The organism is Acidovorax sp. 22279 (assembly GCF_052045435.1).
Lineage (GTDB): Bacteria > Pseudomonadota > Gammaproteobacteria > Burkholderiales > Burkholderiaceae_C > Acidovorax > Acidovorax delafieldii.
Genome location: NZ_JBQEOV010000002.1, coordinates 1 through 23572, shown reverse-complemented (window position 1 = coordinate 23572; position 23572 = coordinate 1). Strand labels below are relative to the sequence as shown.

Below are 23572 nucleotides of genomic sequence, written 5' to 3'. Positions count from 1 at the left end.
GATTGCAGCTATCGTGTCGATTGCTGCAAAGCCTTGAATTATAGCGTCTTTTTTCCAGCCGATTTGAAATTGGTTGCAAGTTTATCGAGCACCCAGCCTGCGGCACATTGGCCGAAGGTCGCGGTCACAGCGACCACCGAGCCGTAGCCGTGGCAGTTCAAAGAACCATCGCCATCGATATTGCAGGAAGCATCTGGCGGAGCTACGGCCTCACGGCTGAAAACGCAGGTGACCCCGATCTTCTTGCCCTCCCGCGGTGCGCCGTGGTGTTTGCGCAGCTGATAGCGCATTTGGGCCAACAGCGGGTCATGGGTGGTCAGTGCGAGATCATCCACATCCACCTTGTGCGCATGCCGCTTGCCCCCTGCTGCACCCACGGTGATGTGCAGCACCCCATGGGCCTGCGCCCATATGGACAGTGCAGTTTTGGCTTTGATCTGGTCACAGGCATCAATGAGAGCGTCTACGGGCGTTTGCAGCAAGGCCGGCCAGTTTCCAGGCTCCACAAACTCCTCCACGCAATGAACGATGCAGTCCGGGTGGATTTGTGCGATGCGATCACGCATGGCCAAAACCTTGGCCTGTCCCACCGTATCGGTGAGCGCATGGATCTGTCGGTTGATGTTGGATTCAGCCACATGGTCCAAGTCGATCAGGGTAATTTGCGCGACGCCGCTGCGCGCCAGGGCCTCTGCGGCCCACGACCCGACTCCACCAATACCAACCACGGCCACGTGCGCGGAGCGAATTCTGGCTGCGCCCTGCACTCCGTAGAGCCGCTGAAGCCCACCAAAGCGGCGCTCCGAAGCGTACTCCGCACCACCATCTGGCGCAGCCTGCGAGGCAAAAGCCACATCACCCTCCATCACTTGAGCCGCGACAGGCGTTCTTTAGCGGCCACAGCGGCCTCAGACTGCGGATAAGCCCGGATGAGGTCTTCCAGTGTCTTGCGCGCGGTGCGTGTGTCTTTGAGCTCAATCTGGCAATTGGCGATGGACAGAGCTGCCTCAGGCGCACGGGCGTGCGTGGGGGCGTCGGTCAGCATTTGTTTGAAATTGCCGATGGCTTCTTTGTACTCACGCGTAGCGTACTGGGCATTTCCCAACCAGAAACGCGCAGAGGGCACGTAGCCGCTGCGCGGATACTGCCGCACAAAGCCCGCGAAAGCGACACTTGCATCAGGGAATTTGCCGGAGCGAAAGACAGCCAGAGCCGCCTCAAAATCCCGCTTTTCGGCAGGATCTGCCTGGAAATCGCGGCCATCCACATTGACCTTGATGGGCTCGAACTGCCGCAATCGCTCATCCACGCCCTGCGCGATGTCTTTCTGCCGACGCTGCAGTTCACCGACATCGCGCAACAGCTGCTCGTTCTGGCCGTTGAGTTTGGCTTGCTCGGCGCGCAAGGTCTCGATCTGCGTCTGCAAATCCAGCAGGCTGCGGCGCAACTGAGCGTTTTCTTCGCCCAGCTTGCGCACCTCTTCGGCAGAGCGCTGCTGAGACAACTGCAGACCATCAACGCGCTGTCGCATCTCCAGGATAGCCCGTCGCGCTTCGCCGTCTTCGAAGATGGCGGCATGGGCAGAAGACAGCGACACGGCGAGCAATGCCGCCGTGACCTGCGCCCGCAACGAGAAAACCGGTGCAGCGGATGTCATTAACGGTACGACAGTTCAGCGCGGCGGTTCTGGGCGCGTGCATCTTCGGTAGCGCCTTGGGCTGCTGGCTTTTCCTTGCCAAAACTCACGGCCTCGACCTGGCTGTCAGGCACGCCCAGCAAGCCCAGCGAACGGCGCACTGCTTCTGCGCGCTTCTGGCCCAGTGCCAGGTTGTACTCGCGGCCACCACGGTCATCCGTGTGGCCTTCGATCATGACCTTGCGGTTGGGGGCCGCTTTGATGAAGCGGGAATGCGCTTCAATCAGCGACTGGAACTCGGGTTTGATTACGTAGCTGTCGTAATCAAAGTACACGACGCGCGCGACCCCCACGGGGCCTGCACCGTCACGGCCGGACTGGCCGAGGTCCACGCCCGCCACGCCGCTTTGCGAGGTATTGCCGGAGTTCGCACCGTTGTTGGCTCCACCCATGGTGGAGGTGGCATTTTTGTCTTCGACCGGCACATCATCCAGCTTAACGCCAGAGCTGCAGCCCGCCATAAGAGCGGCAACGGTGAGGGCAAGGGTAATACGTTTCATCATCCAAATTTCTCCTGAAGGCTTGATAACTGAAAGTGCAGATAAGTTCATTGCTTTTGGAACGGGCCCCAGTCCGGCTCGCGGATGTCGCCCGCCTGACCGGCGAGACGCGCCTTGATCTTGCCGTCCAGGGTTGTGGTCATGAGGGCTTCACGGCCCTGCTGTTGGGTCGCGTAAACAATGAGCCGGCTGTTGGGCGCAAAGCTGGGATTTTCGTCCGCCGTCGTATCTGTCACCGCATTGACGGTGCCCGTGGACAGATCCATCACATGCAGCTTGAATGCGCCACCCACGCGGGAGATGTAGGCCAGCCAGCGACCGTCGGGACTCACGCTGGGCGAGATGTTGTAGGTGCCAGTGAAGGTCACGCGCTCCGCATTGCCACCGGACGCACCCACCTTGTAGATTTGCGGGGCACCGCCCCGATCGCTCACAAAGAAAATGCTGCGGCCATCGCCCGAGAACACAGGCTCGGTATCGATGCCTGCGCTTTGCATCAGGCGGCGCGGCTCGCCGCCGTTGGCATCAATGGTGTACAGCTGCGAGCCGCCATCGCGGCTCAACGTGACTGCCAGCGTACGGCCATCCGGCGCCCAGGCTGGCGCACTGTTGGAGCCACGGAAGTTAGCGATCAGGCGCCTGCGACCTGTGGCCACATCGTGCACATAGACCACCGGCTTGCGCGACTCGAACGACACATAGGCCAGTTGCCCCCCGTTGGGCGACCATGCAGGCGAGATGATGGGCTCGGGGCTGGACAGTGCGGACTGGGCGTTCTCGCCGTCGGCATCCGCAACCCAAAGGCTGTAACGGGGGCCGGTTTTGGTCACATAGGCAATGCGCGTCGAGAAGATACCGCGCTCACCCGTGAGCTTTTCGTAAATGAAGTCGGCAATGCGGTGCGACACCAGGCGCAGGTCGCCCTGCGTGACCACAAAACTCTGTCCGCCCAGGTCTTGGCCCTTGACCACATCCCACAAACGAAACCGCACATCAAAACGCCCATCGGCCAAACGCGTGACGCTGCCAGTGGCCAGCGAATCCGCACTTTTCTGGCGCCACAGTGCGACGTCTGGCCGCGCGGTTTCGTCCAGCGCTGCGCCGGAGGCGTCAATGGCGCGGAACTGCCCGCTTCGCTCCAGGTCGGCCTGAACGATGGACGCAATTTTTTGGGGCGATTGCGCCTCGCCCCGGAACGGCGCAATGGCGATGGGCAATTGGGTCAGCCCAACGCCGGTGACCTCCACACGGAACTGAGCAAGCGCTGGAATGGATGGTGAGGCGATGAGTGCGGCCAGCAACTGGCGGCGCAGGGGAAGCAGCGGAGCTGCGGAAGATGGGTGTTGGGAGATTCGATCTGTGGTCATTGGCATCCAGCAGTGGCCGAACAAGTGCCGAAAGGGCAAACCCGAATGTTACACACAGCGGCGAGCCCCCTGTGACAAACTGTGCGCGACACACCGTGCCGGACAGGCTGCGCATGGCACAAACGTAGAATCCGGGCGACATGCAAGCCACCGACACGGGCACCAAGCCCGCCACAGCCCCTACTCCCCCCACAACCTTGATGGCGCGCCTAAGGCGGCTGTCGGTGTACTTTGGCGACCAGCGAATGGCCTGGAGTCTGGCCATTGTTGCAACCTTGGTGGGTGCAATCACCGAACCCCTCATCCCTGCCCTGCTGCAGCCGCTGCTGGACAAGGGCTTTACCCAAGGGACCTTGCAGCTGTGGATGGTGCCCCTGGCGATTCTGGGGGTTTTCTTCGTCCGCGGCGTAGCCCAGTTTGTGGGTCAATATGCACTGGCGCGCATCGCCAACGAAGGCATGCTGACACTGCGCCAGGCGCTGTTTGATCGTGTTCTGGCCGCAGAGATGGGATTGTTTGCGCGCCAGTCGGCCAGCGCCCTCTCCAACACCGTGGTCTATGAAGTGCAGACCGGGGCCACGTTGCTAGTGCAGGCCCTGCTCGGCCTGTCGCGCGATGGCTTCACGCTGGTCGCGCTGCTGGTCTATTTGCTGTACCTCAACTGGCAGCTCACACTGATTGTGGCCGTCGTCGTTCCGGGGGTCGCCTGGATCATGAAGACCCTATCGCGGCGGCTGTACCACCTGACCAAGAGCAGCCAGCAGGCCACGGATGAGCTGGCCTATGTGGTCGAAGAAAACGTGCTGGCGCATCGTATGGTGCGCCTGCATGGCGCGCAAGGCGGGCAGGCGCAGCGTTTTGCCGACCTGAGCCGCAGCCTGCGCCGCCTGGCCATCAAGTCCACCATCGCCTCCGCAGCCATGACACCGCTGACCCAGTTGCTGGCCGCCGCTGCGCTGTCGGTGGTGATCTGCATTGCGCTCTGGCAGAGCCGGGGTGCGGTCGATACGAAGGACGTGACCGTGGGCGGGTTTGTGTCCTTTATTACGGCCATGCTGATGCTGATCGCGCCCATCCGGCGCCTGGCTGATGTGGCCAGCCCCGTGACCCGGGGTGTAGCAGCTTTGGAACGCGGCCTTGGGCTGCTGGGCGACACGGGTGCAGAAACTGGTGGCATCTACCGCAAGGACCGCGTGCAAGGCGCACTCACGCTGAGCAATGTCACTGTATCGTTTGGCGCCGACCACGCCCCCGCCTTGGACGGGGTCAACCTGCAGGTGGCCCCGGGCGAGATCGTGGCACTGGTGGGGCCCTCTGGCGCCGGCAAGACCACGCTGGTCAACCTGCTCCCGCGTTTTGTCATGCCTTCGGCGGGCACCATCGCGGTCGACGGGCATGCCTTGCCGGACTGGGACCTGCCCTCCCTCCGGTCGCAATTTGCCATGGTGAGCCAAGACGTGGTGATGTTCAATGACACCATTGCCACCAATGTGGCGCTGGGCCAGGCCGTGAACGAAACCCGGGTGCGGGAATGCCTGGCTGCCGCCAACCTGGCGGAGCATGTAGAAGGTCTGCCACAGGGCATCCACACGGTGGTGGGACACAACGCCACGCAGTTGTCAGGTGGGCAGCGTCAGCGGCTGGCCATTGCGCGGGCCCTGTACAAGGACGCCCCCATCCTCATCCTGGACGAGGCGACGTCTGCCCTGGACACCGAATCGGAACGCCTGGTGCAAGAAGCTTTACAGCGCCTGATGCAGGGCCGCACGACCCTGGTCATTGCACACCGGCTGTCCACCATCGAGCATGCCGACCGCGTCGTGGTGATGGAGCGCGGGCGCATCGCCGAGCAAGGCACCCACAGCGAGCTGATGGCGCAGGGTGGGCTGTATGCGCGGCTGCAGACACGCGCCGCATCGGGCACAGGGACCATCGCCGAGTAACTAGGCACGGCACGACCGGCGCTGGCCTTCGCTGACTTCCAACCAGTCCCGACGGGCCTCTTTGCACCAGCCCGCAATGTGCTGCTGTCGCCAGCCTTGGCTACCACTTGCCCCGGTTGGGCTGGCGCTTCCGAATAGCCGCAGCGATTCTCTCCGCAGACTCGGTACGGCTCACGCGCAAGGCGAAATCAGCGGCGGTCAAGCCCAGCTGGTTCTTGAGCGTAGGGTCGGCCCCTTCGTCCAGCAGCAATTGCACGGCCTCGGTAGAGCCGTAATGCGCCGCCATCATCAGCGGCGTGGTGCCGTTGGGCGATGCTGCATCGATGTAGGCGTGGTTTTCGAGCAGCAATGAAATGATCACGGCATGCTGCGGCGAACCTGCCGACGCGGCGTAGTGCAGCGGGGTCCAGCCCGTCTTGTTGACATCGGCATCGCGCGCGATGAGCGCCTTGACGGCCTCCACGTTGCCCTTGATGGCAGCCATCATCAACGGGCTTTCGTCCTTGGCATTGCGGGCCTCCACATTCAGCCGACGGGATGCCAGCAACGCAGCAACGGCCTTGTTCGCGCCGTTTTGCAGGGCAATCGTGAGCGCCACCTGCCCCTTGGGATCACGGGTGTTCGGATCAAACCCCCGGCGCAGCAGCGCAGTGATTGCATCACCGTCATCGCGCAGGACGGCCACAAAAAAGTCTTCATAGGCACCGGCCCTGGCCCGGACAGACACCAGGCCCAGCGCCACGGCGGCCAAAGCAGAACGTCGTTGCAGGCTCATGCCATCACCTCAGGGAACAAGCGGTCGAAATTGCGGCTGGTGGCCTGCGCTACCACCTCCAGCGTGAGGCCCTTGGTCTCGGCCACCTGCCGGGCCACATGGGGCACATACGACGGATTGTTGGTCTTGCCACGGTAGGGCACCGGGGCCAGGTAGGGGCTGTCGGTCTCGATGAGCATGCGGTCCAGCGGCACAAAGGCCACCACATCGCGCAGCTCCTGCGCGCTCTTGAAGGTGACGATGCCCGAGAACGAGATGTAGTAGCCCCGATCCAGCGCGGCCCGCGCAACCTGCATCGATTCGGTGAAGCAGTGGAAAACGCCACCCGCCAGATTGCCTGCGCCATCCTCGCCCTCTTCCTGCAGGATGGCCAGCGTGTCGTCAGAGGCACTGCGCGTGTGGATGATGAGGGGCTTGCCACAGGCGCGCGCCGCGCGGATGTGGGTGCGGAAGCGGTCGCGCTGCCACTCCAGGTCGGCAATGCTGCGCCCGCCCTTGCGATCTTCCATGCCGTAGTAGTCCAGGCCGGTCTCGCCAATCGCCACCACGCGGGGCAGCGCCGCGCGGTCCAGCAGATCCTGCACGCTGGGCTCCGTCACGCCCTCGTTGTCGGGGTGCACGCCCACCGTGCTCCAAAAGTTGTCATGGGCCAGGGCCAGGGCGTGCACGCCCTCGAACTCTTCCATGGTGGTGCAAATGCACAGGGCCCGGGTGACCTGCGCCTCGGCCATGGCTTGGCGGATGGCGGGCAGCTGGCTGACCAGTTCCGGGAAGTTGAGGTGGCAGTGCGAATCAGTGAACATGTGATGAAAAACAAAAAAGCCGACCAGCCAGCGCGGGTCGGCACGGGGGCGGCGGTGGCGCGGTCAGATCGTCTGGGTAGGACGGTCGGAGCCCAGCGCAGTTCCCAGCAATTCCTCGATCTTGGCCTTGAGCTGGCGGGATTTTTCGTCCTTGGGGAACTGGATGCCCACGCCCTGGGTGCGGTTGCCTGCAGCACGGGCCGGTGTCACCCAGGCCACGCGGCCTGCCACGGGGTAGCGCTGGGTGTCGTCGGGCAGGGTCAGCAGAACATACACATCGTCGCCCAGCTTGTAGTCGCGCTGGGTGGGCACGAAGATGCCCCCTTCTGCAAAAAAAGGAATGTAGGCGGCGTAGAGCGCGGCCTTTTCCTTAATGGCCAGCTGCATGACGCTGGGACGGGGCGCGGTGGATGGACTGCTCATGGGTGGGTGTGCGGCTTAGTGTCTGGAGTGTAGGGTGTTTCGCGCCTGGGCGACAAGCGCCTCCAGCATGAGCCCGCCATTGAACGGGTGGTCCGCCGTGCGCGCCGCCTTGGACAGTGCGCGAGACCAGCGTGTGAGCGCACCCAGTGGCGGCGTCTTGGGCAGGTCGGCCTGCGCAAAGTAGCGCGGCGCGGCGCCCACGCTGGCGGCCAGCAGGTCGTGGCAGAGCTTTTGCAGCGCGTCGATCACCTGGGCCGGAGCCCAGTCGCCCAGCGCCGTCACATCGCCCCGCGCCACCGCCTGCGGCAAGGCAGACCAGGCCTGCGGGCTGCGGCCTGACTGGGCCAGCGCCAAGGCGTCCTCAGGCCGCCCGCCTGCCGCGCGCAAAAACGACGCTGCAGCATCCAGGGCCAGGCCCTGGGCCTGCAACCACGCCAGGCTATCGGCCTCGACCGGCCAGACCATGGTGTGGCCCAGGCAGCGGCTGCGGATGGTGGGCAGCAGTTGGTGCGCAGCCTCGCTGGCCAGCACAAAACGCACGTCGCCCGGCGGTTCTTCCAGCGTCTTGAGCAGCGCGTTGGCCGTGACATGGTTCATCTGCTCGGCGGGGTAAACCAGCACGGCCTTGCCTTTGCCACGCGCCGAGGTGCGCTGCGAAAACTCCACCGCATCGCGCATGGCCTCCACGCGGATCTCGCGGCTGGGCTTGCGCTTTTTGTCGTCAATGTCGGCCTGGGCCTTTTCCGACAGGGGCCAGCCCAGCGCCATCATCTGCACCTCGGGCATCAGCACGCACAGGTCGGCATGGGTGCGCACGTCGATGGCGTGGCAGCTGCCGCAGTGGCCGCAGGCGCCCTGCTCTGTCGGCGCATCGCACAGCCACGCGCGCACCATTTCCAGCCCCAGGGTGTATTGCCCCAGACCCGACGGCCCCTGCAACAGCCACGCGTGGCCGCGCTGGGCCAGCAGGCTGGTGCGCTGCGCAGCGATCCAGGGCGCCAGGGCCACGGCGGTCTCGCTCATTGCGCCCCTCCCTGCGTAGCCACCATGATGGCAAGCCAGCCCTTGCGCACAAACACGCTGGTGAGCTGCTGCCACACGCGGTGGCGGTCTTGCGCCGCATCCAGGCGCGCAAACCGCTGCGGTGCAGCGGCTGCGCGGTCAGCGTAGCCCTGGGCGACGCGGCGGAAGAACTCGACCGGTTGGGCCTCGAAGCGGTCAGGCACACGCGCACCGGCCAGCCGCTCGGCCGCCACCTCGGGCGCCAGGTCAAACCACACCGTCAGATCGGGTTCACGCATCAAACTGGCCTCAGGCGCTAGTCCGGTTTGCGCCAGGCGCTCCAAAGTTGATAGCACACCCAGGTCGAAGCCCCGTCCCGCGCCCTGGTAGGCAAAGGTGGCGTCGGTGAACCGGTCGCACAGCACCACGTCGCCACGTGCCAGCGCGGGCTCGATCACGTTGCGCAGGTGGTCGCGGCGGGCCGCAAAGATCAGCAAGGACTCGGTGAGCGCATCCATCGGGTCGTTCAGGACCATCTCGCGCAGCTTTTCGGCCAGCGGCGTGCCGCCGGGCTCGCGGCTCACGGTGACAGTACGGCCCTGGGTGCGGAAGGCCGCGGCCAGGCCTTCGATGTGCGAGGACTTGCCCGCACCGTCGATGCCTTCAAACGTGATGAACAGACCGGGTCGTGACATGGGCGCCTTGGTTCAAGAAACTGTTTACTGCTGCCCGCGTTGGTAGCGGTTGACGGCGCGGTTGTGCTCCTCCAGCGAGGCACTGAAATGGCTGGTGCCGTCGCCCTTGGCCACAAAGTAGAGCGCGCGCGTGGCCTGCGGCTGCACGGCGGCCAGCAGCGAAGCCTTGCCGGGCATGGCGATGGGAGTGGGCGGCAAGCCGGGGCGGGTGTAGGTGTTCCAGGGGGTGTCGGTCTGCAGGTCGCGCTTGCGCAGGTTGCCGTCAAACTTTTCGCCCAGGCCATAGATCACCGTGGGGTCGGTCTGCAGCAGCATGCCCACCCGCAGGCGGTTGACGAACACGCCTGCAATCTGGCCCCGGTCGCTGGCCTTGCCAGTTTCCTTTTCGACAATGCTGGCCAGCGTCAGCGCCTCGTCCGCCGACTTGAGCGGGGTGTCGGCCGCGCGCTGGGCCCAGGCAGCCTCCAGATGGCGGTCCATGGCGTGCATCGCCCGGCGCAGCAAGGCGATGTCGCTGGAGCCTTTGGCGTAGGTGTAGGTGTCCGGGAAGAAACGCCCCTCGGGCGCCACGCCGGGGCGGCCCAGCTGGGCCATCAGCACCTCGTCGGTCAAGGCGGCAGCATCGTGTTTGATCTGCTCTTCCTTGGCCAGCGCCTGGCGCACCTGGCGCCAGTTCCAGCCTTCGACCAGGGTGAGTGCGCGCAAGGCCTCTTCGCCCCGGGCCAGCTTCTGCAGCAGGCTGATGGGGGTGGTGCCGGGCGGGATTTCGTAGTTGCCCGCCTTGATGGCGCGGTCTTGCCCCGAGACACGGAACCAGGCGTAGAGCAGGCGCGCGTCCGTCTTCACCCCGGCCGCCACCACATCGCGGGCGACACCGCGCGGAGTGGTGCCAGGCTCGATGGCCAGCTCCAGCGGCTCGGGGCCCACGTCGAGCGGCTGGTGCAGCCACCAATACGCAGCGCCGCCCAGTGCGATCCCCACCAACACGATCAAAGCCAGTAAACGTCGCACAACCCTGCCACCAATATGTATGAATCAGGGCATCATAATTCAGCGATGACCTACCCCTTGAATGGCATAGCCCCCCTGTCCCACCTCGGCGTGATTCGCGTGGAAGGCGAAGACGCCGCCAAGTTTCTGCACGGCCAGCTCACCCAGGATTTCGCCCTGCTCGGCATGGACCAGGCCCGCCTCGCGGCCTTCTTGTCGGCCAAGGGCCGCATGCAGGCCAGCTTCATCGGCTTCAAGCGTAGCGCCACCGAGGTGCTGCTGGTCTGCAGCCGCGACCTGCTGCCTGCCACGCTCAAGCGCCTGTCGATGTTTGTGCTGCGTGCCAAGGCCAAGCTGACGGATGCCACCGGTGACATCTCCCTTTATGGCGTTGCCGGAGACGCTATCAACTCCGTAGCTGGCAGCGCCCAGCCCGCCTGGACCAAGGCCGATGTGGGTGCCGCCACCGTGGTGCACCTGTACCCCGCCGATGGCACCCCGCGCGCCCTCTGGGTAGCCCCCGCCACAGAGCCCGCGCCCGCCGGCCCTGCGCTGGAGGCCACGCTGTGGCTCTGGAGCGAAGCCATCAGCGGTGTCGCCACGCTGACCGCGCCGGTGGTCGAAGCCTTTGTGCCCCAGATGCTCAACTACGAGTCTGTGGGCGGCGTGAACTTCAAGAAAGGCTGCTACCCCGGCCAGGAAGTGGTGGCGCGCAGCCAGTTCCGTGGCACGCTCAAGCGCCGCGCCTACATTGCCCACGCAGCAGCCGAGGTGGCGGTGGGCGCCGAGGTGTTCAGCACCAGCGACCTCGAACAACCCTGCGGCACCGTGGTGCAAGTAGCCGCTGCGCCGGGCGGCGGGTTTGACACCATCGTGTCGCTGCAGATCAGCGCTGCCCAAGAGGGCTCTCTGCAAGTGGGCGCAGAAGGCGGCGTGGCGCTGTCGCTGCTGCCCCTGCCCTACCCGCTGCTGGACGATATTTGAGCCAAATCGGGCACAGGCGCTAGTCCTACATGCCCGAGCAGCTCCCCTTTTAATAGCAAACCATCAGAGCTTGCGGGCCATGGCGATGTGCGCAATGCCCGCCTCTTCGTACGGCTCGCCCACCACCGTGAACCCCGCGCGGCGGTAAAAGCCCTCGGCGCTGCGCTGGGCGTGCAATTGCACTTCGGCATCGCCCCGGGCACGCGCCGCGTCCACCAGCGCATCCAGCAATTGGCGGCCCCACTGCGCACCGCGCACCGACCGGTCCACCGCCATGCGGCCGATGCGGCCCACTCCGGGTGCGTGCTGCAGCAGGCGGCCCGCAGCGACGGGCATGCCCAGCCGGTTGTACAGCACAGCGTGGCGCGCCGAGATGTCATGCCTATCGGCCTCGACCTCGGCCGGAATGCCCTGTTCGTGCACAAACACATCGATGCGCACGCGGCCGGCATCGCGGCCCAGGGTGTTCCAGTCGCCCGTGCGCACCTCGGCCATTTCGGCGCCCGCTTCAAAACCTTCAAAGATCGCACGCAGTGCGGCCGGTACCGGGCGCGAGGTCTGTGTGGCCGGGTCGGCAAACACGTAGACCAGCTCGGCAGAGATGAGCAGTCGGTCACCACAGAAAATGCCCGCCGTGAACAGGCACGACGAATTGCCGATGCGCGCGCACTTCAGGCCCACGTCCAGCGTGTCGTCGAGCCGCGCCGAGGCGTGGTACTCCACCGTGGCCTTCTTGACATACATCTCGCCGCCCAGCGCCAGCATGCTCGCCTCGTACGGCAGCGCCAGCGCGCGCCAGTACTCGGACATGGCGGTATCCACGTACATGAGGTAGTGCGCGTTGAACACGATCTTTTGCATGTCCACCTCGGCCCAGCGCACGCGCAGGCGGTGGAAACAACGGAAATCACTGCGTTGCATGGGTTCGTTTACTCCAGGTGAAAAGCCAGCCGCAGCGCGCGGGCTGCGTCGGCATGGGCCTTGCGCGCTTCGGGGATGGCGCGGCCCATCTTGATGAATTCGTGGGTCACGCCCCGGTAGATGTCCAGGTCCACGGGCACGCCCGCCAGGCGCAGCTTGTCTGCGTAGTCCACGCCTTCGTCCACCAGCGGGTCGCATTCGGCCAGGCCGATCCAGGCGGGCGCCACACCCTCCACGTCCGGCGCCAGCAGCGGGGCAAAACGCCAGTCCTCGCGCTCCTCGCGGGTGGTCACGTAGTGGCCAAAGAACCAGCTGATGGCGGGCTCCTCCAGCACCAGCCCGCGCGCAAAGGTGGCGTGCGAAGGCGTGTCCTGGTGGGCTGCGCAGCCGGGGTAGATCAGCAGCTGCAGCGCCAGAGGCAGGCCTGCATCGCGCGCCAGGATGGCGTTGACCGCGGCCAGCGTGCCCCCCGCGCTGTCGCCCCCCACGGCCAGGCCCTGCGGGTCGGCACCCAGGCGCTCGGCGTTGGCAGCCAGCCACTGCAGCGCATCCCACGCATCGTTGCTGGCCGTGGGAAAGCGGTGCTCAGGCGCCAGCCGGTAGTCCAGCGAGACCACCATGCAACCGGCCAGACGCGCCAGCTCGCGACACAGGATGTCGTGCGTGGCGATGTTGCCGATGGTGAAGCCGCCGCCGTGCGTGTACAGCAGCAGGGGCAGGCCCTTGTCGGTGTTGGGCGCATACAGCCGTGCGGGCAGTTGGGCACCATCGCGGGTGGGGATCTGCAGGTCCTCCACGCGGGCCAGGGCTGCCTTGGGCACCTCCAGCACGTCGGCACCTGCCTGGTAGGCGATGCGTGCCTCTTGCGGTGTGCGCGTGTGCAGCGGCGGGTGCCCGGCGCGGGCCATGCGTTCGAGCACGCTGCGCATCTGGGGGGTCAGGCGGGTGTGGTGGATGTGCAGGTCGGTCAACGGTCAGGGTCTCGGCAGAAAAGACAACGGCCCGCAAGGCGGCGGGCCGATCAGGGGTGGGTTACTTGAAGCTCAGTCGCACGGGTGCCGCGCCGGGCAAGCCGTCGTAGGTGGCCGTCACCGACAAGCCAGCCTTGGGCGGCAGCAATGCGGAGAACGAGCCCAGGCTGATCAGGTCGCCCGGCTGCATGGCCAGGCCTTCCTGCGCGAGCGCACCGGACAGCCACACCACCGCGTTGAGTGGGTGGTCCAGGATGTCGCTGCCTTTGCCGCTCCCCAGGCGCGCACCCGCGCCATCGGTCAGCGACACGTTCATGTCGGCCAGGGCCTGGAGCATGGCAAAACGCTCGCCCCGGTACGCCGGCACGGCGATGGGCACACCGGCCACGCCCAGGCGCGCACCCACGTTGATGGCCGTCACTCCCGCGCCGTTGAGCTTGGGCGGCGCCTGCACCATCAGGTCGGGCAGCTCGATGAACGGGATGATCTGGTCCACGGCGTCCAGCACGTCCATGGGGGTCTTGGCCTGGTTGATGGCGGCGCTTTTCACGCGCACCAGCATGTCGGCCTCGTACAGGGGGCGGGCACCGAAGGCTGCATCCACCGTGGCGCCACTGGGCAGCACCATGCCCTCGTAGAGCTTGCCCCACACGGGCTTGTCGGTGTTGAAGCGCTTTTGCACGGCGGGGTTGGTCAAGCCCGCCTTGTAGCCAATCACCTTGCCCATGCGCTGGGCCAGCAAGGCGTTGACCTTGCCGCGTGTGCAGGCGCCGTCGGCGTCCGTCAGGTTCTCGGGGTTGGCCGCCGGGGTCTTGGCCACATAGTTAGCCACCAGGTCGGCGGCCTGCGCGTCCGTGAGGCACTGGGCCTGGGCGCTTGTCACAGATGCGACGGCCACCAGGGCCGCCATCAGGGTTTGCTTCGTTTTCAAGGCTGTCTCCTCCTTATAAAGTGGGCTCAGAACCTTTTCAAAGGCTGGCGAGCTATCGTAATCGCTGGCACTCCCATTCACACACCTTGTTGCACCATGGCTTTCATCTACTACGTCACCCAGATCCAGTTTGAATTCGGCGCCGTCCAGCTGCTCAAGCAGGAATGCGAGCGCGTGGGCATTACCCGCCCGCTGATCGTGACGGACCCCGGTGTGAAGGCCGCCGGCGTGCTGCAAAAGGCGTTGGACGCGCTGCCCGGCATGACGGTGGCCGTGTTTGATCAGACCCCCTCCAACCCCACGGAGGCCGCCGTGCGCGCCGCCGTGGACATGTACAAGGCCCAGGGCTGCGATGGGCTGATCGCCGTGGGCGGGGGCTCCGCGATCGACTGCGCCAAGGGCATCGCGATTGCCGCCACGCACGAGGGGCCGCTGACGCACTACGCCACCATCGAAGGCGGCTCGCCGCGCATCACCGACCGCGCCGCGCCGCTGATCGCCGTGCCCACCACCAGCGGCACGGGCAGCGAGGTGGCGCGCGGCGCGATCATCATCGTGGACGACCACCGCAAGCTCGGCTTTCACTCGTGGAACCTGGTGCCCAAGACCGCCATCTGCGACCCCGAACTCACCCTCGGCCTGCCCCCCATGCTCACAGCAGCCACGGGCATGGACGCGATTGCGCACTGCATGGAAACCTTCATGTCCGCCGCGTTCAACCCGCCCGCTGACGGCATTGCGCTGGACGGCCTCACGCGCGGCTGGGCGAACATCGAGCAGGCCACCAAAAACGGCAGCGACCGCGATGCACGCCTGCACATGATGAGCGCCAGCATGCAGGGCGCCATGGCCTTCCAGAAGGGACTGGGCGCCGTGCACTCGCTCAGCCACAGCCTGGGCGGCGTGAACCCGCGCCTGCACCACGGCACGCTCAACGCCATGTTCCTGCCCGCCGTGGTGCGCTTCAATGCACAGGCGGAATCGGTGCAGAAGGAAAAGCGCCTGGAACGCATGGCCCACGCCATGGGCCTGGCCAGCGCAGGCGATATTCCCGAAGCCATCCGCGACATGAACGCCCGCCTGGGCCTGCCCACCGGCCTGGCCGCCATGGGCGTGAACGAGGCGATGTTCGACGACATCATCAAGGGCGCGATGGCCGACCACTGCCACAAGACCAACCCGCGCATCGCCACCCCCGAGGAATACCGCGACATGCTGGCCCAGTCGCTCTGAACCCAGCCGCCTCCCCCTCGGTACCACCGCCGCGCACCTGAGCGCGGCGGCACATGGCAGAGAGCCAGCGCGTGCCCGTGCACTTGTCAGGCGCGCATTGCGCGTGCTGGCAGCTCCGCAGTTTTACAAAACGTCACACATCAGCAACACCGCGCCGGTAGCGCGATGCAAAACCACGCTCACAACTTCTCACAAGATAGACTCGCCGCTGTCAACAATTAATTAACCATTCATTACCACTGGGGTTGTGGGGGAGGACCACCGTCAATGCGCACCGGAAATCTCACCACCTGGCTTCTGCGGGGCACCTACCCCCGGCTGTATGTGTCCATCGTGGCGATCATCCTGCTGGTCACTGGGGTGCGCTACCACTACCTGCTGACCGCAGAAATCGACGAAGCCCTGCAGCAAGGCTCTACCGAACTGCGGCGCGCCAGCGATCCTTTGCAGCTGCGCCTGGCCGCCATGCCCGCGCCCGATGCCGACACCGTGACCCGTATCCTGACCGAGGGGTTGGCGCAGGCAGCGCCAGCAGTGGCGTCCATCAAATGGCAGGCCGCCGACCAGCCCGCCATTGAGGTCACCGCCCTCCCCTACCCCGCCAATGCTCCGAAATGGTTTACCGATTGGCTGGACCTCTCCGCCCCTGTGCAGCAGTCCGGCCTCGCGCTGGCAGACGGCACATCGGGCCGACTGACGGTGACGGCCCACCCGCAGCCCCTGGCGGACCAGGTGTGGGGCACCGTGCTGGTACAGGCACGCATCTCGGCACTCAACATCTTCACCATCTTCTTTCTGCTGACGCTGCTGCTGCGGGCCAATGCCCGCATGCTGCAGCGCCTGGCCCAGGCCACCGACGCGTTTCGCCAAGGCTATCTGAGCACGCGCATGGAGGTCACCGGCACGCTGGAGTCCCGTGCCATGGCCGAGACCTTCAACGACATGGCGGGCAAAGTGCAATCTCTGGTGCTGTCCTTGCATGAAACACAGCGCCAGCAAAGCGAGCAACTGCACTTCACCCGCCAGCTGATCGATGCCCTGCCCCTGCCCGTGTTTGTGCGCCATGCCGACGGCACCTACCTGGACGCCAACCGCGCATGGCAGCGCCTGTTCCAGTCACAGCCAGGTGCTGACGGCGTTGCAGGGGCCAGCCTGCCGGCCGAACTGGCCCCGGAACGGTCGGCCCGGATCGCCAGCGCGCACGACAACGAGATCCGCATCCGCCCGCCCCACCAGCCCCCGCTGGACATGGCGTATTTCGAAGCGCCCTTCACCAGCACCAACGGCGAACTGGCTGGCACCATCGGCACGCTGGTGGACGTGACCGAGCGCAAGCGCGCCCAGGAAGCCCTGCGCGCTGAAAAGGAACGTGCCGAGGTCACCCTCGCCTCCATCGGCGACGGGGTCATCACCACCGACCTGGGCGGGCGCATCGAGACCATCAATGAGGCCGCACAGCTCATGACCGGGTTCACGGCCGACCAGGCGCTGGGCCGGCAGCTGGACGACGTGTTTCGTCTGTACGAAGAGCCTGCCAGCCGCACAGCCAGCGCAGCCGCCGAACGCGACACCCAGCCGGGTGGGCTGCAGCAGGCCACCTACGAGGTGCTGATCCATCGCTCGGGCGAGCGCTATGCCATCGAGTACACGGCAGCCGCCATCCGCGAAGGAAGCGGCCACGCGGCGGGCTGCGTGCTGGTGTTCCGCGACGTGACCGAAACACGCAACCTGCGCCACCAGATCTCGTGGCACGCCCGCCACGACGCGCTCACCGGTCTGTACAACCGTGCGGCCCTGGCCGAAAAGCTCACACACGCCCTGTTTGTGGCCCGCAACAAGCAGCTGCTGCTGGCGGTGTGCATGCTGGACCTGGACCACTTCCAGGCCGTGAACGACACCTTTGGCCAGCGCGTGGGCGACCGTCTGCTCAAGGAAGTGGCGCGGCGCCTGGGCGCGTTCATCACGGCCCACGAAGCCGTGGCCCGCATGGGCGGCGACGAGTTTGTGCTGCTGCTCGGCGAACAGCCCGATGTGCCCGCCATCGAGGCGCGCCTGGCCGTGCTGATGCAGCAACTGGCCGCGCCCTATGCGATTGACGACCGCCTGGTGAACATCACCGTCAGCATTGGCGTGGCCGTGTTTCCACAAGACGACGCCAACCCCGACACCCTGCTGCGCCATGCCGACCAGGCCATGTGCCAGGCCAAGAGCTTCGGGCGCAACCAGCTGCACGTGTTCGACGTGCAACACGACCACGCCGTGCAGACCCAGCACACCCGCCAGACCCGGGTGGCCCGCGCACTGCACGCGGGCGAACTGGTGCTGCACTACCAGCCCAAGGTCAACCTGCGCACGGGAGAGATCATCGGGCTCGAAGCCCTGTTGCGCTGGCAACACCCGCAAGAGGGGCTGCTGGGCCCGCAGCACGTGCTGCCGCTGGTGGAGGACACGGACCTGCAGGTCGAACTGGGCGAATGGGTGCTGCGCCAGGCCCTGGCGCAGATGCGGGTGTGGAGCGATGCGGGCATGGGATGGGAGGTCAGCGTCAACATCGCGGCGCCCCACTTTCACCGGCCCAACTTTGTGCAGCGGCTCAAGGACATCCTGCACACCTGCCCCGAGGTGTCTCCCTCGCGGCTGGAGCTGGAGATCCTGGAATCCGCCGCGCTCGAAGACATGCAGTACATGCGCCGCATGATGCAAAGCTGTCAGGCCCTGGGCGTGCGTTTTGCGCTGGACGACTTCGGCACCGGCTTTTCGTCCCTGTCCTACCTCAAGCGCCTGCCCGCCGAGACCATCAAGATCGACCAGTCCTTCGTGCGCGGCATCCTGGAGGACGGCGACGACCTCACCCTCGTCAAAGCCATCGTGGCGCTGGCGGCTGCGTTCCACCGCCATGTGGTGGCCGAAGGCGTCGAAACCGCCGAGCACTGCGCCAAGCTGCTAGAGCTGGGTTGCGAACGCGCACAAGGTTATGGCATTGCCCGACCCATGCCCGCGGCCGACGTGCTGCCTTGGGCCCGGGACCACGCTGTACGCCATGCTGCCAGGGCGGTGCAAGAGGCGGCACGTCGCCCTGCTTCGACCTAAGAACCCGTTCAAAGTCATTTTGGAGATTGCATTGAAGTGCAATCGGGATGAGTGGATGCTTCGGATGCGCCGCATGGGCTCGTGCCCAGGCAAGCAGCCGGGGCGTTCAATCGCCCGATTTCACTCCAACCCTGCGGGCAAGTGCCTTGCCGGGCGGTCTGCGGCGTTGCGGCGCTTGCCGATAGCACGGGCTATCGGCGGCGCACCGCGCCTGGCATCCCATCCCGGCAAGGTACTTGTGCAACTCCAAAAAGACTTTGAACAGGTTCTGAGAGCCTGCGGCCAGCGCAGGAGACCCAATGCGCCCCAGAGGCGCGTCCGCTCTGGCGGCCTACAGCGGCTGCACCGCTCCCATGTCAGGCCGCTCCAGCCACTCGCGCCACTCGTCCACCAGCTGCTGGCTGGCACGCGTGGCCGCGAGCCACGCCTGGGCCCGGGCACGGCTGTCCGTGCCGTAGTGGGTGAAGTCGTTGCGGTCGGGCAGCTTGGCGTTGGGCAATCGGCGCACCCAGTCCGGGTCGGGTGACAGCACCACCATGTTGTCGAGCGCGGACGTGGCCTTGTGGCGCCACTTCAGCCCCTTGTCCAGCCAGCCCGGCACCACGCGGTGCTGGAAGTGGGGGTAGAGCACGAGGCCGCCAGCAACCGCGCGCAGCCGATCAGACGCAGTTTTTGAGTCTTTTTCGCCGGAAGCGCTAGTACTCATTGCCTGAGCAGCTATCAATTCAGAAGCACCACCGTTCGGCAGGCCATAGGCAAGATGCAGGTGGTAGTCGGTGATGCCACCGTCCCAGTAGGCGCCCCGGGGCGCGCCCGGGATGTTGTGCACGGCCTGCAAGACAAACGGGATCGAGCAGCTGGCCTGCAGCGCCTGCATGAAATTGTCTGCGTTCAGCCCCACCTGCCGGGTGCGGTAGTCGGTCGTGGCAAAAGGCAAGGCCGCACCCGACGAGGAAAACACCACCCGCTCCAGCCAGGCTCCCATCGCCTTGCGGTGCACGGTGTTGGTCACAAACGCCCCCAGATACCCCAGCGGCGTGCCCAGCGCATGCTCGCGCCCCAGCACATGGCGGCCCCGGGACGTGACGATGTGCAGGCGGTAGCGGGGGTGGCTGAGCACTTCCTGCACCCGCCCGCCGTAGAAGGCCTCCAGGTTCTGGCCGAACCGCTCGCTCACATGGGCGGCCGTGGGGCGCTTTTTGCCGGGTGGCAGCTCGTAGTCCTGGTGGATGTAGTCGTGCTCCAGCCGCTCAAAAGCCGCCACCGATTGCTGCAGGCAGGCCGTGGCCATGCGCCAGGCGCCAATCGAGGCGCCCACCAGGTGCACTGGCTGATCGGAGCGCGGCAGCCACTCCCCAAAAATGAACCGGTCCATCGGCCCCAGGATCAGTCCCTTGGGACCGCCAGCCGCTGCCGGGATTACGCCCACGTCAGCGGGCCGCAGGCCCTGTTGTTCCAGGTGTTGGCGGGCGCGGGGGCCAGCATGGATGCGCAATGCTTTCATGGCGCTGATTGTCGCAAAGCGGCTGGGGCAGCACCGTCAATCCGTAGACCTTACTCAACAGCGCCTTCCCCAGCAACCGCCTGACCCGCTACCGGGCAACTAGACGATGAAATCCGCCGCCGCATCCGGTCGAGCGGTCCAGTCAATGGGGTCTTGCTGCAGCACCATGTCGATGTCGAGCCCCAGGGCCAGCCCCACTTCGCCAGGGAAGGACACGGCCAGCTCTTTTTCGTTCAGCTCCGCCTCGCGGGCGCGGGCGCGCCAGGCAGCCAGGTGGATGACGCCCGCCAGGGGTTCGTAGACCTTGTTGTCAAACGGTGCGTGCTGGTGCTGCAGGGCGTCAATCACCACCTCGGGCAGTTGCCAGCGGCGCGCGCAGCCCGCAGTGACCTGGCCGTAGCTGTAGCCAAAGATGCGTTGCTCGATCTTGTCGCGGCGCAGGTCAAACGGGGCTACCAGGGTGTTGACCGACTGGGCCTTCTCGGGGTCCGCCAGATGGATCACCAGCTCGCCCAAGGCATGCAGCAAACCGGCGGTATAGGCCGCGATCTGGTTGTGATGGACGATGCCAGCGAGCGACCGCGCGAGCTTGGCCGTGTTGAGGCTGTAGCGCCAGAACTGCTGCATGTTCACCCCGGGCACCGAGCGCGACGTGGTGCCCAGCGGCGCCGACGTGACCAACGTGCGCAGCTGTGCGGTGCCCAGCAGCGCCAGCGCCTCGGGGATGCCCGCGATCTGCCCGGGCAGCTGGAAGGTGGGGGAATTGGCCAGTTCCAGCAAACGAGCCGCGAGGGCCGGATCGGTGCCAAACAGCTGGTTCAGGCGCCGCAAGCTGGGTTCGTTCTGGGCCAGCTCGCTCATCAGCAGCGCCACGGCGCGCGGAAGGCTGGGCAGTGCCACAGGTTGGGCCAGCAGTGCGTTCAACTCCATGGGGTACGGCGCCGGTGGTTGGTTCAGGTGCTGGCGATTATGGGCCCCTGCACGGCCAAAAAACCACCGGCGGTACAGCCGGCTGCGTCAGCGGCCTTTGGCCTGTTGCAACTTCGCAAATGCGGACGCCATGGCCGACTGCTGCACAGGCTCGGGCCCACGGCGCTGGGGTTGTGCGTAGCCACGGCCTGCGCCCTCAAAGCGGTTGTCACGGGGTGCACCCCGGTCGCCGCCCTGGCGCGGTGGCGCGGCATCCAGCTTCATCGACAGGCCGATGCGCTTGCGCTCCACGTCCACTTCCATGACCTTGACCTTGACGATGTCGCCGGTCTTGACCACCTCGCGCGCATCGTTCACGAACTTGTGCGCCAGCTGGCTCACATGCACCAAGCCGTCCTGGTGCACGCCCAGGTCGATGAAAGCGCCAAACTGGGCCACGTTGCTCACCGTGCCCTCCAGGATCATGCCTTCCTTGAGGTCCTTGATGTCTTCCACGCCGTCGTTGAAGCGCGCCACCTTGAAGTCGGGGCGCGGGTCGCGGCCGGGCTTCTCCAGCTCGGCCAGGATGTCCTTGACAGTGATCACGCCAAATTTTTCGTTGGCAAACAGCTCGGGCTTCAGGGTCTTGAGCATGTCGGCACGGCCCATGATCTCGGCCACCGGCTTGCCAGTCTTTTCCATGATCTGCTCGACCACCGGGTAGGTCTCGGGGTGCACGCCCGTCATGTCCAGCGGGTTGTCACCACCGCGAATGCGCAAGAAGCCCGCGCTCTGCTCAAAGGTCTTCGCACCGAGCCCGGCCACATCCATGAGCTGCTTGCGGCTCTTGAAAGCACCATTGGCCTCGCGCCAGCGCACCACGGCCTTGGCCACACTGCCGGACAGGCCCGACACGCGGCTGAGCAGCGGCACGCTGGCCGTGTTCAGGTCCACACCCACCGAGTTCACACAGTCTTCCACCACCGTGCCCAGCGTGCGGGCCAGCTCGCTCTGGTTCACGTCGTGCTGGTACTGGCCCACGCCGATGCTCTTGGGGTCGATCTTCACCAGCTCGGCCAGCGGGTCTTGCAGGCGGCGGGCGATGGAGGCCGCACCGCGCAAGCTCACGTCCACATCGGGCATCTCTTGCGACGCATATTCGCTGGCGGAATAGACCGAAGCCCCCGCCTCGCTCACCACCACCTTCTCGATGGCGCGGTCGGCCTTGGCGGCCATCTTGATGAGGTCAGCGGCCAGCTTGTCGGTCTCGCGGCTGGCTGTGCCGTTGCCAATGGCGATCAGGTTCACGCCGTGTTTTTCCACCAGCTTGGCCAGGGTGAACAGCGAGCCATCCCAGTCGCGCTTGGGCTCGTGCGGGTACACGGTGGCCGTCTCCACCAGCTTGCCCGTGGCGTCCACCACGGCCACCTTCACGCCGGTACGGATGCCTGGATCCAGCCCCATCACCACGCGCGGGCCGGCCGGTGCGGCCAGCAGCAGGTCGCGCAAGTTGTCGGCAAACACCTTGATCGCCACCTTCTCGGCCTCGTCGCGCAGGCGGGCGAACAGGTCGCGCTCGGTCGAGAGGCTGAGCTTCACGCGCCAGGTCCAGGCCACGCACTTGCGGATCAGGTCATCGGCCTTGCGGCCCTGGTGGCTCCAACCCAGGTGCAGGGCGATCTTGCCTTCGGCGATGCTGGGCATGCCGGGTTCGGGCTCCACCGGCAATACCAGCTTGGCTTCCAGAATTTCGAGTCCGCGCCCGCGAAACACAGCCAGCGCGCGGTGCGAGGGCACGCGGCCGATGGGTTCGTCGTAGTCGAAGTAGTCGCGGAACTTGGAGACCTCGGGGTCGTTCTCGTTCTTGCTGTCCACCTTCTTGCTGCGCAGCAGGCCTTCGGCCCACAGCCACTCACGCAGGTTCTGCACCAGCGCCGGGTCTTCGGCCCAGCGCTCGCTGAGGATGTCGCGCACACCATCCAGCACAGCGGGCACGGTAGAGAAATCGGCACCAGGCTTGCCGTCATCCAGCACTTCGGGTGGCTTGGTGAACGCCGCAGCTTCGACGGCGGGGTCCAGTGTGGGGTCGACAAACAGCTTGTCGGCCAGCGGTTCGATGCCGAACTCGCGGGCGATCTGGCCCTTGGTGCGGCGCTTTTGCTTGAACGGCAGGTAGATGTCTTCCAGCTCCTGCTTGGTCGGGGCGGCGGCAATGGCGGCACGCAGTGCATCGGTGAGCTTGCCCTGCTCGTCAATCGCCTTGAGCACGGCCACGCGGCGGTCTTCCAGCTCGCGCAGATAGGACAGGCGCGCCTCCAGTTCGCGCAGCTGAATGTCGTCCAGCCCGCCCGTCACTTCCTTGCGATAGCGCGCAATGAAGGGCACCGTGGCACCGCCATCCAGCAGCTCCACCGCTGCGCGCACCTGTTGTTCACTGACTTTGATTTCTGCGGCCAACTGCCGAACGATCTGCTGCATGGGTGGGGCGGACTCTCTGAGACTCGGTCAAACAAAAAAGCGAAGCGCGCGAGTTTGCCACAGGCGGTTTGGCAGCCCGGCGACGGGTCGGCGGATTGTTCCCAATACTGGAACAGTTAGTTTACGACTGGGTGGTTTTTCCCTGAACACCATCGGCGTACAGTTCATCCCATCGATGAGCCGAACCCGCAAGGCGACTCACCGAACCCGGTTCAGGAACGGTTTCTGACCCGGCTTTTTTGAGACGCTTTTTAAGTTTTTTTAAGGATTTTCATCATGAACAAGACCGCCCGTTTCCTCTCCGTCGCCGCTGTTGCCGCTTTCGCCGCTTTTGGCGCCCATGCCGATGAAGCCGAT

Annotated in this window: 20 protein-coding genes and 1 pseudogene; 5 read left to right on the top strand and 16 right to left on the bottom strand. The window is 65.6% G+C overall.

Annotated elements, in window-relative coordinates; all coding sequences use genetic code 11:
* Positions 1-38: 38 nt before the first annotated feature.
* The 4 genes from ACTJKQ_RS02940 to tolB are packed head-to-tail and all read right to left on the bottom strand — an operon-like array spanning position 39 to position 3563.
* Positions 39-866 (bottom strand): tRNA threonylcarbamoyladenosine dehydratase, encoded by an 828-nt coding sequence (locus ACTJKQ_RS02940; RefSeq protein WP_440595946.1) that lies wholly within the window; start codon positions 864-866, stop codon positions 39-41.
* On the bottom strand, positions 866-1657 hold the full coding sequence (ybgF, locus tag ACTJKQ_RS02935; RefSeq protein ID WP_121942779.1) for a tol-pal system protein YbgF: 792 nt from the start codon (positions 1655-1657) through the stop codon (positions 866-868). Before ybgF ends, ACTJKQ_RS02940 begins: the two co-directional genes overlap by 1 nt.
* Positions 1657-2199 (bottom strand): peptidoglycan-associated lipoprotein Pal, encoded by a 543-nt coding sequence (gene pal, locus ACTJKQ_RS02930; protein WP_056063400.1) that lies wholly within the window; start codon positions 2197-2199, stop codon positions 1657-1659. The genes ybgF and pal overlap by 1 nt, the downstream gene beginning before the upstream one ends.
* Before the next feature lie 44 nt (positions 2200-2243).
* The gene (gene tolB, locus ACTJKQ_RS02925) at positions 2244-3563 is read right to left on the bottom strand and encodes a Tol-Pal system beta propeller repeat protein TolB (RefSeq protein ID WP_121942778.1); all 1320 of its coding nucleotides are present in this window, start codon (positions 3561-3563) and stop codon (positions 2244-2246) included.
* 140 nt (positions 3564-3703) lie between these two features.
* Between tolB and msbA the strand changes: the two genes are divergently transcribed.
* Complete coding sequence (gene msbA / locus ACTJKQ_RS02920) at positions 3704-5506, top strand: lipid A export permease/ATP-binding protein MsbA (RefSeq protein ID WP_440595945.1); 1803 nt, start codon at positions 3704-3706, stop codon at positions 5504-5506.
* A gap of 100 nt (positions 5507-5606) precedes the next feature.
* Here the strand turns inward: msbA and ACTJKQ_RS02915 are convergent, their stop codons facing one another.
* The 6 genes from ACTJKQ_RS02915 to mltG all read right to left on the bottom strand — a co-directional run bounded on the left by ACTJKQ_RS02915 (position 5607) and on the right by mltG (position 10215).
* Entirely contained in the window at positions 5607-6281 is a 675-nt protein-coding gene (locus ACTJKQ_RS02915) for an ankyrin repeat domain-containing protein (protein ID WP_440595944.1), read from the bottom strand.
* The gene (locus tag ACTJKQ_RS02910) at positions 6278-7084 is read right to left on the bottom strand and encodes a TatD family hydrolase (protein ID WP_440595943.1); all 807 of its coding nucleotides are present in this window, start codon (positions 7082-7084) and stop codon (positions 6278-6280) included. Before ACTJKQ_RS02910 ends, ACTJKQ_RS02915 begins: the two co-directional genes overlap by 4 nt.
* A gap of 63 nt (positions 7085-7147) precedes the next feature.
* Positions 7148-7507, bottom strand: a complete 360-nt coding sequence (locus ACTJKQ_RS02905) for a PilZ domain-containing protein (RefSeq protein WP_015013859.1) — start codon at positions 7505-7507, stop codon at positions 7148-7150.
* A 15-nt stretch (positions 7508-7522) separates the two neighbouring features.
* Positions 7523-8530 carry a DNA polymerase III subunit delta' gene (locus ACTJKQ_RS02900; protein WP_440595942.1) on the bottom strand — a complete coding sequence of 336 codons (1008 nt, stop codon included), beginning with the start codon at positions 8528-8530 and terminating at the stop codon, positions 7523-7525.
* A complete protein-coding gene (gene tmk / locus ACTJKQ_RS02895; protein ID WP_395454341.1) occupies positions 8527-9204 on the bottom strand; it encodes a dTMP kinase in 678 nt (225 codons plus the stop codon). The genes ACTJKQ_RS02900 and tmk overlap by 4 nt, the downstream gene beginning before the upstream one ends.
* Before the next feature lie 24 nt (positions 9205-9228).
* Complete coding sequence (mltG, locus tag ACTJKQ_RS02890; protein WP_304529003.1) at positions 9229-10215, bottom strand: endolytic transglycosylase MltG; 987 nt, start codon at positions 10213-10215, stop codon at positions 9229-9231.
* A 45-nt stretch (positions 10216-10260) separates the two neighbouring features.
* Here mltG and ygfZ point away from each other — a divergent pair, with 45 nt between their 5' ends.
* Positions 10261-11178: a CAF17-like 4Fe-4S cluster assembly/insertion protein YgfZ gene (ygfZ, locus tag ACTJKQ_RS02885; protein ID WP_440595941.1), complete on the top strand. Its 918-nt coding sequence runs from the start codon at positions 10261-10263 to the stop codon at positions 11176-11178.
* Between the two features lie 63 nt (positions 11179-11241).
* Here ygfZ and ACTJKQ_RS02880 read toward each other — a convergent pair whose 3' ends face one another.
* The 3 genes from ACTJKQ_RS02880 to ACTJKQ_RS02870 form a co-directional block, all read right to left on the bottom strand.
* A complete protein-coding gene (locus tag ACTJKQ_RS02880; RefSeq protein ID WP_440595940.1) occupies positions 11242-12099 on the bottom strand; it encodes a YbgC/FadM family acyl-CoA thioesterase in 858 nt (285 codons plus the stop codon).
* An 8-nt stretch (positions 12100-12107) separates the two neighbouring features.
* Positions 12108-13070: an alpha/beta hydrolase gene (locus ACTJKQ_RS02875; RefSeq protein ID WP_440595939.1), complete on the bottom strand. Its 963-nt coding sequence runs from the start codon at positions 13068-13070 to the stop codon at positions 12108-12110.
* A 61-nt stretch (positions 13071-13131) separates the two neighbouring features.
* Positions 13132-14001: a 2-keto-4-pentenoate hydratase gene (locus tag ACTJKQ_RS02870; RefSeq protein ID WP_440595938.1), complete on the bottom strand. Its 870-nt coding sequence runs from the start codon at positions 13999-14001 to the stop codon at positions 13132-13134.
* A gap of 96 nt (positions 14002-14097) precedes the next feature.
* On the opposite strand from ACTJKQ_RS02870, the gene ACTJKQ_RS02865 reads away from it, so the two are divergent.
* Both ACTJKQ_RS02865 and ACTJKQ_RS02860 read left to right on the top strand, forming a co-directional pair.
* On the top strand, positions 14098-15234 hold the full coding sequence (locus tag ACTJKQ_RS02865) for an iron-containing alcohol dehydrogenase (protein WP_056063438.1): 1137 nt from the start codon (positions 14098-14100) through the stop codon (positions 15232-15234).
* A gap of 267 nt (positions 15235-15501) precedes the next feature.
* Positions 15502-18324 (top strand): EAL domain-containing protein, encoded by a 2823-nt coding sequence (locus ACTJKQ_RS02860; RefSeq protein WP_440595937.1) that lies wholly within the window; start codon positions 15502-15504, stop codon positions 18322-18324.
* A 331-nt stretch (positions 18325-18655) separates the two neighbouring features.
* Here the strand turns inward: ACTJKQ_RS02860 and ACTJKQ_RS02855 are convergent, their stop codons facing one another.
* From ACTJKQ_RS02855 to ACTJKQ_RS02845, 3 genes are all read right to left on the bottom strand, one after another.
* Positions 18656-19828, bottom strand: a complete 1173-nt coding sequence (locus tag ACTJKQ_RS02855; RefSeq protein ID WP_440595936.1) for a patatin-like phospholipase family protein — start codon at positions 19826-19828, stop codon at positions 18656-18658.
* A gap of 99 nt (positions 19829-19927) precedes the next feature.
* Positions 19928-20758 carry an HDOD domain-containing protein gene (locus ACTJKQ_RS02850; RefSeq protein ID WP_056063447.1) on the bottom strand — a complete coding sequence of 277 codons (831 nt, stop codon included), beginning with the start codon at positions 20756-20758 and terminating at the stop codon, positions 19928-19930.
* Between the two features lie 87 nt (positions 20759-20845).
* Complete coding sequence (locus ACTJKQ_RS02845) at positions 20846-23215, bottom strand: Tex family protein (protein WP_440595935.1); 2370 nt, start codon at positions 23213-23215, stop codon at positions 20846-20848.
* A gap of 276 nt (positions 23216-23491) precedes the next feature.
* Between ACTJKQ_RS02845 and ACTJKQ_RS02840 the strand changes: the two are divergent.
* Positions 23492-23572, top strand: a pseudogene (locus tag ACTJKQ_RS02840) (DUF4148 domain-containing protein); the annotation flags it as partial.